Genomic DNA, 10,625 nt, shown 5'->3' with positions numbered 1-10,625 from the left:
AGGTCTGACATCCTTTCCAAAAACTTGGGTCGTTGGTAAGTTCTGAAAACGGAACTGGTTTGTAACCCAAATCCGAATTGATTTTCATTACCGCTAAGCCTGTTGTGATTCCGAATACTTTTGCATCCGGATATTTTTGCAGTGAATAGTCAAATACAAATGATTTTATTTGTTTTGCCAATCCCAAATTTCTGTAATCTGGGTGTACAATTAAACCAGAGTGTGCTACATACTGACCATGTTGCCAACTTTCGATATAGCAAAAACCGGCAAAAATTCCGTTGTTAAGTGCAATCACAGCATCTCCTTTCTCCATCTTTTTTTGGATGTATTCCGGCGTTCTTTTGGCAATTCCAGTACCTCTCAACAGGGCAGATGATTCTATCGTATCGCATATTTCCTGCGCATACTTATAATGTTCTTCCTGAGTTACTACAATAGAAATGTTCATTTCAAGAGTTATATTTTAGGTTAAATAATGCACTGTAATGAAGTTTGAAATGCTCTGGTTTTGCACTATCAAATATAGAATAAATGCAGCAAAGAACAATCCAAATAATTGAATTACAGATAGATAAAATTTGTTTGGTAATTTTTTTAGGATGTATTAATCCAAATAAAAATGGAAATAATTTCAAAACGATAAAAATAAGAAATGAATAATATAATACGATTACACTATGGAGGCTATAGTTATAGCATCCGTACTTCGGGAGAAGTCGTAGGTGTAATTATCCGAGAGATAATTGTTTTATATGTTTCTGTATTTTTCATTGGTGCAAAAGTACAATTCTTTTTCAAACCAAATGCTAAATTTTTTGTAAAAGTCAAATTTTTAACAAATCAGGCTATTTTTGTAATAAAAAAGAAAATTTCAATTCAAATGACTGTTTTTTAGTGTTGTTTTTCTTTTTTCAAGAAAGAGATAGTCAGGGTTCTAAAATGGTTTTCAAAATTTGTAGGGCGTGCCCCCGTTGAGCGAAGGGGCTTACTTATAGTATCGCTTATAGAGCCCCTTCGTTCAACGGGGTCGGGCTATCCGCGCTACTTTGGTAGCTAGCTTCTATCCCTCACGCGGCTCACAAGAACATTAAGGAAAGTGAGGGATTTTTGTTTTTATAAGATTAGAAATGTTTTTGACAAATTAAAAGAGTTTTTTCTTTGTAAGGGATATTAGTTATATTTGGGAAAGTGAATAATGCGAAGCTAAATTTTAGTTATACACTTGATATTGGGTGTTTATACAGTGATTTGTTTGGATTTGTATGAGTTAGTGGCTATTTTCAAGAAACAGAAAAACTAATAAAACAAGAAATAAAACATGAGAACATTACTAATTTTATTCTTCATATCGGTAAATTTTGGCTTTGCGCAAGTACCCAAAAACTCTGAATTGTTTTTGGCTTTACAAAAGCATGACAGTATTTTTTTTGAGAGATGTTTTAATCAATGCGACTTCACTTATATGTAAAAAATGATACACAAGGATCTTGTGCTTTATCATGATCGAGGTGGAATTCAAGATAAAGAGACGTTTTTGGAAAATACCAGAAAAAACCTTTGCTCCGACAGTAATAAAAAACCAATTCACAAAGTCAGAAAAGAATCGTTAGAAGTTTTTCCGTTATATAATGATGGTGTTCTGTATGGGGTTGTTCAAAACGGAATACATGATTTTTATATCAGAGAGCCTAACAAGGAAGACAAACATACTGGAACTGCAAAATTCACACACGTTTATTTACTCGAAAATAAGGAATGGATACTTAAAGAAGTTCTGAGTTTTGACCATCATTAATTGGTTAGTAGTTATTAATCAGTTGTTTTTGAGTGTTCAGCTAGTATTCAAAAAAGTAAAATCAAGAAAATATAAATTACCCATTTGCAATGGAAGAAAAACAAAGAAAAAAGAAACTGCTCATTCGAAAAATAATTAAAATCATTGTAGTAGTGGTTTTGATAGGTGTTGCTCAATACTATTTTGTAAAGGAGAAACCTGGTGGCAATGAACTCACGGTTTTGGTGACCAAATACAATGCAGCTTGTCCCATGATGATTAGCGATGATATTCGTATGGAGAGTGTAAATCAATTGCCGGATAATACGGTTCAATATGATTTTACATTGGTACGTGTTCTAAAAGGAAGTATTGATGTCGCTGCTTTGAAAAAGTCTATAGAAAAGGAAATATTGACCACTTCCAAAACGAATCCAAGTCTTGAAGCTTTCAGGGATAATGATTCTACCGTGATTTATCATTATATGGACAGTAATCAAGAAAATTTGTTTATTGTCACGCTGACACCGGAAATGTATTAATAAGATTTCGAGGCAAAATGATGTGCTACTAAACTATATTCTTCACAGATTTTAGACACGAATTGTAGCTCCTAAATAATATCTCTCCCTAAAATAACACAATCTTAAAATGATTTATTAACTATATCGTTTGATAATTTTAAGCGAATATTTAATCCTCTAAATATGATAAAAGTCAATATTTGAGAGGTTTCATGTTCCTAAATTTACAACTTCATTGACAAGAATAGGTTTGTCTAAATTTTTCTGGATAGGCTTAGGTTTGTTGTAACTTAGGAAAACTACCATGATTAAAAAAGGACTACTTTATCTGCTTTTTATAAGCGTATTATCTGCTTGTAACCACACTGAAAACACTAATTTATCTCCACTTCAAAAACTCGAAGAAGGAAATAAACGATTCACTTCGGGAAAACCCATGCATCCCGATGAAACACTCGAAAGAATTCGGGAACTTAAAAAAGGACAACACCCATTTGCTATTGTTGTAAGCTGTTCGGATTCCAGAGTACCGGCCGAACTTGTTTTTGACCAAGGTCTCGGTGATATATTTTCCATCAGAACTGCAGGGAATGTGATTGGGGATTATGAGTTAGGAAGTTTAGAATATGCTGTCGAACATTTAGATTGTAAACTGATTGTGGTTATGGGACACAAGGACTGTGGTGCCATAAAAGCATTCATTAATTCCAAAGGACATTATAACCATTCGAATCACATAAAAAATATCATTAATTACATCGAAAGCGAGAACGAAGAAAAAAAACTTTCAAGTGCCAATATGTTATCAATAGATAAAGCCATAGATGCCAATATTGCTCATGGTGTTACTTTCTTAAAAACGGCAGAACCGATTTTGAAAGAACGTTTCGTTCAAAGGAAAGTAGAGGTTGTTGGAGCTTTGTATGATATTGAATCTGGTAAAGTGACTTTTAAAAAATAAATATCTTAGAATGAAAAAGTATTTTATTTATTGGACGCTTATTTTATGTTCTTTTTTATCTTTTGCTCAAAAACAAATACAGGAAGGGAAAGCAGTAGTAGCACCTTTAATACCAACTTCAAAACTGTCCTTGTTAAAAGATGTAGATGTTATCTTTAATACCCGTATGGCTTTTGATAATTATTTTGTTGATAATGACCACGTAAATTCTCTGTTTTCTGTCAATCAATTCAGATTTGAAGTGAAAGGGAAAATCCATGACAAAGTCTCTTTTCGTTTCCGAAACCGTTATACCAAAATTGCCGACCCTAATACCGTGGATAATATTAGTCGTTCTGTGGATATGGCATATTTAACCATTGATATTGCCCCGCAAACGAAACTGTCTTTTGGAAAAATGATTGGCGATTGGGGTGGTTACGAACTCTTGATGAATCCGATTGAAATTCTATCCTACAATAGCATTAATGATAAAGCGGATAATTTTTTAGTTGGAGCGGCTCTTTCTTATTCATTAAACGATCATAAAAACAAGTTCAATCTTCAGTTGTTGAATTCCAGAACCAAAACATTTCAAGAGCAATTTGGAACTACTGTGCCTCCCGGAATTACCGCTACCAAAACACCTTTGGCCGCAGTAGGTAATTGGAAAGGCAGTTTTTTTGACGGTAAACTGGAAACTACCTATAGTTATAGTTATTTTATTGATGCCGAAAATACCAATCGAAATTTTATTTCTTTAGGGAATAAATATAAAAGCAATAAGCTGGTACTGTATTACGATTTTCAGTTCAGTAAAGAGGATTTGGATCAAAAAGGAGTGGTTTCAAATATTATCAAAAGCAAAAATTCTTATGCTGCTCAAGATGTTTCTTATGTCGAAAACTGGATAAGGGCAGAATATCAGATTCGCCCAAAAGTTAATTTGTTGCTTACGCTCATGAATGACAACTCTTATTGGAATGGCAATCCAGATATCAATAAAGACCACCATTTATTGGCTTCTTATGGTATTATTCCGACCGTCGAATATTTTCCTTTCGCTGATTTTAATATGAAGTTTTACGTAGGTTATGTGGCTAAAAAATGCAATTATTCTGCTTATGCCGAAAATAATTTTAATGCGGCTGATGGAACGACGGGACAACTTAGTTTTGGTATAATCGCGCCATTGTTGGTTTTGTAAAAAAGCTTATGTTTATTTAACAGCAAAGGTCATAAAAGGTTTTGCAAAGTTCTCTAAGCTTTGCGGTTAATTTTAAGATATAAAAAAAGCAACTCAATTTAGAGTTGCTTTTTTTAAAAAATATTTACGAGGTTTATTTTCTAAACTGATTGTTAGTGATAACTCCGTTAATTTTAGATTTTAAATCTTCGCCAGTATCATAAACCATTTGCTCGCTTGTTGGAAAAGGGACAATTTTATTGTAGAAATTTGGACTGTAATTATCATCGGCAGCACGAGGGTCACCTTTGTAAGTGGCAAAAGTATTTTCAAAAATAAACTGACTTGTAAATGGGAATGATCCTATGGATTGTTTGGTTTTATTGTCAACATAATCCACTTTGGCTGTAATTTGACACGATTTAAATTGTTTAACTTCGTTAATTTTTACCATTGCATTAATCAAGTTATCTATCATTATAGGTTTTCCTTGCTTATCCAAAGCGATTCTTCCATTAGCATCGACTTGTTTTCTTTGTCCGTCAATTATTTGACGTTCTTTTGTGAATTCTCTTTCTTTTATTTGTTCAGGTGAAATTAAAATCGATCTAAAATTAATGAGCATGCCATAATCATAGGCGATGTCTTTTTGCTTCTCGCTATGATAAACTGTCCACTTGTCATTCAAATTATAGCTTTTGAAATCCAATAAATCATTTTGAAGTTCCACAGGAATAATCATTTTGGTTTCATTTTTAGTATATACAATCACATAATCAGTTCCTTTCAACTGAGCTTCATCAAGCATATTAGCAATATCCTTGTAGTTATGATTTATTTTGTCCAAATAGATTAAATCATCATAAACTCTACGATAATTCATTTTGTCTTTAGTTAGCATCAAAGCTTTTGCATTGGTGTACAAATAATTGGATAAAGCATTTTTGCTGCTAATAATCTGATCATTATAATCATCAAAAGGGAAAATAGCATTTCTTTCTTCTTTGATTAATTTTAGCGGAAGCAATGGTTTGATTTTCTCTTGACGATCATGCAAAGCCAAATAGGTATTGTATATTTTTTCCAAACTACTTGGATTGTTTTCTTTTTTCAAAAAAGAAATAGTGTTTAAATCTCGTTCTTTGACTTTGGCGAAAGCCTCTTCAAGTAAATAGATATAGTCTTGTTTTCCTTTTCTGTCTTTGTTGGAACGTAAATTGGAAAGTGCAATGTCAATAGCGGCATCATAATTTCCGGAAGCTAAATTGTTTTGGGTTTGTTTTACGCCACAAGAAGTAATTAGTGTAAAAAAAGCAATTATAAGAGTAATTTTTTTCATTTTATGGGGGTAATGAATTATGTCAATCGTTTGCTAAAATATTTTTGCAAATCTACTATTCCTTTAGTGGATTTTACTAAAAATGTTTCAAAAAAAAACCGACAAGTATAAATTGTCGGTTATATAAAAAGAATTTGGTTATTGTCTTACAAAGGGAGGTAGGAGCTTACTTGAACATTCTCCAAAACCAATACGAACTTGTCCGTTTTGACTATGTCCTTTAATAATTACAGTATCACCGTCATTTATGAATTTGCGCTCGGTACCATCATTTAATTTGATTGGGTTTTTACCGCCCCAAGTTAATTCCAACATTGATCCATAACTGTCCGGTGTAGGACCGGAAATAGTTCCGGAACCCATCATATCACCCGAGTTAACACGACATCCATTTGATGTGTGGTGTGCCAGTTGCTGACTCATTGTCCAATACATATATTTGAAATTGGTTCTGGAAACAACCGTTGGCTCAGCATTTTCGGGGGCAATGGCTACTTCAAGATTAATATCGAATGAGTGTTTTCCTTTTTGTTGTAAATAAGGAAAAGGTGTTGGTTCTTGTTTTGGCCCTTTGGTTTTAAAAGGTTCCAAGGCATCCATAGTGATAATCCAAGGAGAAATTGAAGAGGCAAAGTTTTTGGCCAAGAATGGTCCTAGCGGTACATATTCCCATTTTTGGATGTCACGAGCGCTCCAATCGTTCAATAAAACCATTCCGAAAATATAGTCTTCAACTTCACTGATAGGGATGTTTTCTCCCATTATATTGCAATCTGTAGTAATAAAAGCAGTTTCCAATTCGAAATCGACCAAACGAGAAGCTCCAAAAACAGGCATAGTTTCGCCATTCGGCAAGGTTTGTCCCATAGGTCTGTGTACCGGAATTCCAGATGGAATAATAGTAGAACTTCTTCCGTGGTATCCTACCGGAATGTGTAACCAGTTTGGCAATAAAGCATTTTCTGGGTCACGAAACATTTTCCCAACATTGGTCGCATGTTCTCTGCTAGAATAGAAGTCAGTGTAGTCACCAATTAATACAGGAAGTTGCATCTCAACATCTTCCATTCTAAAAATCACGATATCTCTATGTGAAGTATTGTCTCTTAATTCGGGATTTGTTGCGTCAAAAATTTCGGCAATTCTATTTCGTACCAATCTCCATGTTTTTTGACCGTCAGATATAAAATCGTTCAAGGTATCTTGCATGAACATATCGTCTGTCAATTCGATTCCTTCGAAGTAATTTAATTGTTGTAAAGCACCTAAATCGATTGCGAAATCGCCAATTCTAGAACCTACGGTAACGATGTTTTCTTTGGTAAGAAAAACTCCAAATGGAATGTTTTGGATAGGGAAGTCGCTGTCTGGCAGTACCTCTAACCATGATTTTCTACTAGTGTCGTTGGCTGTTATTGGCATGATAATGTTAATTGATTGTTGAAAATTACTTGTCAAATATATTATAATCTAGGGGTTAAACAAACGTTTTTTTGTATTTTTGCGACAAATTAACGAAAATCAAAGAAATGCAACGCGACGAACAAATTTTTGACCTCATTCTTGAAGAACAAGACAGACAAATACACGGACTAGAACTTATTGCTTCTGAAAACTTTGTAAGTGACGAAGTAATGGAAGCTGCTGGATCTGTTTTAACTAATAAATATGCCGAAGGATATCCTGGCAAAAGATACTACGGAGGATGCGAAGTAGTAGATGTAGTGGAACAAATTGCTATCGACAGAGCTAAAGAATTATTTGGTGCTGAGTATGCAAACGTACAACCTCACTCAGGTTCACAAGCTAATACAGCAGTATTTTTTGCTTGCTTGAAAGCAGGTGATAAAATATTAGGATTCGATTTATCTCACGGAGGACACTTGACTCACGGTTCACCAGTAAACTTTTCTGGACGTTTATACAATCCGGTTTTTTATGGTGTAGATAAAGAAACTGGTCGTTTGGATTACGATAAAATTCAAGAAATTGCGACTAAAGAACAACCAAAATTAATCATCGCAGGGGCTTCGGCTTACTCTCGTGATATGGATTTTGAGCGTTTTAGAGTAATTGCTGATAGTGTTGGGGCTATTTTGATGGCCGATATTTCTCATCCTGCAGGGCTTATCGCTAAAGGTTTGATGAATGACCCAATTCCTCACTGTCATATCGTTACAACAACAACTCATAAAACATTGCGTGGACCTCGTGGAGGTTTGATCATGATGGGTAAAGATTTTGAAAACCCTTGGGGATTAACTACACCAAAAGGAGAAATCAGAATGATGTCATCATTATTGGATCTTGCCGTTTTCCCTGGAAATCAAGGGGGACCATTAATGCACATTATTGCTGCCAAAGCTGTTGCTTTTGGTGAAGCATTACAAGATGAGTTCTTTACTTATGCTATGCAGTTGCAAAAAAATGCAAACGCTATGGCTGATGCTTTTGTAAAAAGAGGATACAATATTATTTCTGGAGGAACAGACAACCACATGATGTTGATTGACCTTAGAAACAAAGGAATTTCTGGAAAAGAGGCTGAAAATGCTTTGGTAAAAGCAGAAATCACTGTAAATAAAAACATGGTTCCATTTGATGATAAATCTCCATTTGTAACTTCAGGTATCCGTGTTGGTACTGCAGCAATCACTACTCGTGGTCTTGTTGAAGAAGATATGGAAACTATCGTTGATTTGATCGATAGAGTTTTGGTAGATCACACTAACGAAGATGTTATCGAAGAAGTAGCCAATGAAGTAAACGAAATGATGAGCGAAAGAGCTATTTTCGTTTTCTAAGAATATAGATCTTAAAGTTTTTAAAGTCGAAAGTCGAAAGTCTTTGATTAGAATTTAATATTCTGTCTTAGTTTTGGCTTTCGACTTTTGACTTTATGACTTTCAATTCTCTAACTTTTTAGATTTAAAAAAATGGGCGTATTACGATTACAGTTGCCAACTGATCCAAGATGGGTCAATATCGTTGAAAAAAATATTGAGGAAATCTTGACCGATCATGCTTGGTGCGAACAAAAAGCAGCTACAAATGCGATTACTATTATCACCAATAATTCAGAGCACCAAGATTTGGTAAAAGATTTATTGGCTTTGGCCAAAGAAGAAATTGACCATTTTGAACAAGTACACAATATTATTATTAAACGCGGATTAAAATTAGGCCGTGAGCGCAAAGACGATTATGTAAATGAATTGTATTTGTACATGAAAAAAAGTGGTGACGGAAGCAGAGTTTCAGGTTTGGTGGAGCGTTTGTTGTTTTCGGCCATGATTGAAGCCAGAAGTTGTGAGCGTTTTAAAGTGCTTTCAGAAAATATTAAAGATGAAGAACTGGCTGTTTTCTACAGAGATTTGATGGAAAGCGAGGCTGGTCATTACACTACCTTTATCACTTATGCCCGAAAATATGGGGTGGGAATCGATGTCGAAAAACGTTGGAGAGAATGGCTGGCATTTGAAGAATCGATTATTGCCAACTATGGTAAAGGCGAAACAATTCATGGGTAGTTTTTTTAGTTAGTAAGAATTGAGAATTAAAATCAGAATAATGATAAAAATAGTTACGGCCACAACAAACGATTATAAGACGATTCAAAATATTGCGCATCAAACCTGGCCAATTGCCTATGGAGAAATCCTTGCGAAAGCGCAATTGGATTATATGTTGGATGCCTTTTATAATGAAGAAGCATTAAAAGATAGTGTTGCCAATAAAGGGCATCATTTTATATTAGCCAAAGAAGGTGAGGAGACTTTAGGTTTTGCTTCATATGAGCATCATTACAACCAAAAGCAACAAACCAAAATTCATAAGATTTACATTTTGCCAGAAACTCAGGGCAAAGGAATTGGTAAAAAACTAATTGATTTTGTCGAAAATGCTGCAAAAGAAAACAATTCGAATGCACTTTCATTAAATGTAAACCGATTTAATAAAGCACTACACTTCTATCAAAAATTAGGTTTTGAAATCGTAGAAGAAGTTAATATAGAATTGGATCACGGTTATCTGATGGAGGATTATGTTTTGGAGAAACCGATTAAATATTAAATAAAGATACTATTTAGTAATATACACTAAAACCGAAGCTTATTAGCTTCGGTTTTTTTTATGCTTTTTCGTTTTTTAAAATAAGCAATTGCTATCCTTATTTAATGTTAAAATTTGTATTTAATATATTGTAATACAGTAAAATAAGTAATTTTAATGCTCTGTTTTATTGATTGAAAATAATTAAAAATCTAAAAAATTGACACATGGAAACATCACACATTTATCCGGGAGCGTACTCATTGAATGCCTACATAACAATCGATGGGTGCAGCGACGCAATAGAGTTTTATAAAAAAGCTTTTGGTGCAACAGAAAAAGGGCGATTAATGATGCCTGACGGTAAAATTGGTCACGCTGAAATAGATATAGAAGGTACCTTACTCATGATGGCCGACGAGAATAAAGATTGGGGAAATAAGGGGCCTTTAAGTATTGGCGGAAACCCAATGACTTTTGGATTGTATGTAAAAGATGTCGATGCAGCATTTCAAAAAGCTATCGATGCCGGAGCAACTTCACTAATGGCAATAGAAGATATGTTTTATGGTGATCGTGTAGGGCAGATAATGGATCCATTTGGCTATAAGTGGATGATAGCTACACATAAGGAAGATATGAGCTACGCGGAAATGCAAAAACGATTTGATAAAATGGTGTGTGAATAGAAAGTATTGTGTTAGAAAATCGATTAGACATATTTAGTTGGAATGTTATCCTTTTTGAAGCTGTTAAATAGTAAATAAATCTTGTGTTTTTAATGTTAAATCACTGCTTATAAACAA

Annotated in this window: 12 protein-coding genes; 9 read left to right on the top strand and 3 right to left on the bottom strand. The window is 34.1% G+C overall.

Features of this window, described 5'->3' with window-relative positions; all coding sequences use genetic code 11:
* On the bottom strand, positions 1-451 hold a 451-nt coding region (locus VFS71_RS03690), incomplete at its 3' end, for a GNAT family N-acetyltransferase (RefSeq protein WP_326399439.1).
* A 204-nt stretch (positions 452-655) separates the two neighbouring features.
* Here VFS71_RS03690 and VFS71_RS03685 point away from each other — a divergent pair.
* From VFS71_RS03685 to VFS71_RS03665, 5 genes are all read left to right on the top strand, one after another.
* Positions 656-898 carry a hypothetical protein gene (locus tag VFS71_RS03685; protein ID WP_326399438.1) on the top strand — a complete coding sequence of 81 codons (243 nt, stop codon included), beginning with the start codon at positions 656-658 and terminating at the stop codon, positions 896-898.
* A gap of 576 nt (positions 899-1,474) precedes the next feature.
* The gene (locus tag VFS71_RS03680; RefSeq protein ID WP_326399437.1) at positions 1,475-1,798 is read left to right on the top strand and encodes a nuclear transport factor 2 family protein; all 324 of its coding nucleotides are present in this window, start codon (positions 1,475-1,477) and stop codon (positions 1,796-1,798) included.
* A gap of 89 nt (positions 1,799-1,887) precedes the next feature.
* Complete coding sequence (locus VFS71_RS03675; RefSeq protein ID WP_326399436.1) at positions 1,888-2,319, top strand: hypothetical protein; 432 nt, start codon at positions 1,888-1,890, stop codon at positions 2,317-2,319.
* Positions 2,320-2,605: 286 nt separating this feature from the next.
* Positions 2,606-3,262, top strand: coding sequence for a carbonic anhydrase (locus tag VFS71_RS03670; protein WP_326399435.1), 657 nt, complete (start codon positions 2,606-2,608; stop codon positions 3,260-3,262).
* Positions 3,263-3,272: 10 nt separating this feature from the next.
* Positions 3,273-4,448: a porin gene (locus VFS71_RS03665; protein ID WP_326399434.1), complete on the top strand. Its 1,176-nt coding sequence runs from the start codon at positions 3,273-3,275 to the stop codon at positions 4,446-4,448.
* 133 nt (positions 4,449-4,581) lie between these two features.
* On the opposite strand, the gene VFS71_RS03660 is transcribed toward VFS71_RS03665, so the two are convergent.
* Both VFS71_RS03660 and fahA read right to left on the bottom strand, forming a co-directional pair.
* Positions 4,582-5,766, bottom strand: a complete 1,185-nt coding sequence (locus VFS71_RS03660) for a hypothetical protein (protein WP_326399432.1) — start codon at positions 5,764-5,766, stop codon at positions 4,582-4,584.
* Positions 5,767-5,904: 138 nt separating this feature from the next.
* Positions 5,905-7,188 (bottom strand): fumarylacetoacetase, encoded by a 1,284-nt coding sequence (gene fahA, locus VFS71_RS03655; RefSeq protein ID WP_326399431.1) that lies wholly within the window; start codon positions 7,186-7,188, stop codon positions 5,905-5,907.
* Between the two features lie 107 nt (positions 7,189-7,295).
* On the opposite strand from fahA, the gene glyA reads away from it, so the two are divergent.
* The 4 genes from glyA to VFS71_RS03635 all read left to right on the top strand — a co-directional run bounded on the left by glyA (position 7,296) and on the right by VFS71_RS03635 (position 10,508).
* Positions 7,296-8,570, top strand: coding sequence for a serine hydroxymethyltransferase (glyA, locus tag VFS71_RS03650; RefSeq protein WP_326399430.1), 1,275 nt, complete (start codon positions 7,296-7,298; stop codon positions 8,568-8,570).
* Between the two features lie 132 nt (positions 8,571-8,702).
* Positions 8,703-9,296 (top strand): tRNA-(ms[2]io[6]A)-hydroxylase, encoded by a 594-nt coding sequence (locus VFS71_RS03645; RefSeq protein WP_077370699.1) that lies wholly within the window; start codon positions 8,703-8,705, stop codon positions 9,294-9,296.
* 40 nt (positions 9,297-9,336) lie between these two features.
* The gene (locus VFS71_RS03640; RefSeq protein ID WP_326399428.1) at positions 9,337-9,840 is read left to right on the top strand and encodes a GNAT family N-acetyltransferase; all 504 of its coding nucleotides are present in this window, start codon (positions 9,337-9,339) and stop codon (positions 9,838-9,840) included.
* 206 nt (positions 9,841-10,046) lie between these two features.
* A complete protein-coding gene (locus tag VFS71_RS03635) occupies positions 10,047-10,508 on the top strand; it encodes a VOC family protein (protein ID WP_326399427.1) in 462 nt (153 codons plus the stop codon).
* The last annotated feature ends 117 nt before the right edge of the window (positions 10,509-10,625 follow it).

This window comes from Flavobacterium sp. (assembly GCF_035760125.1).
Classification (GTDB): Bacteria; Bacteroidota; Bacteroidia; order Flavobacteriales; family Flavobacteriaceae; genus Flavobacterium.
Note: the sequence above shows the minus strand (reverse complement) of the source record. Positions and strands in the feature narration are given on the sequence as shown.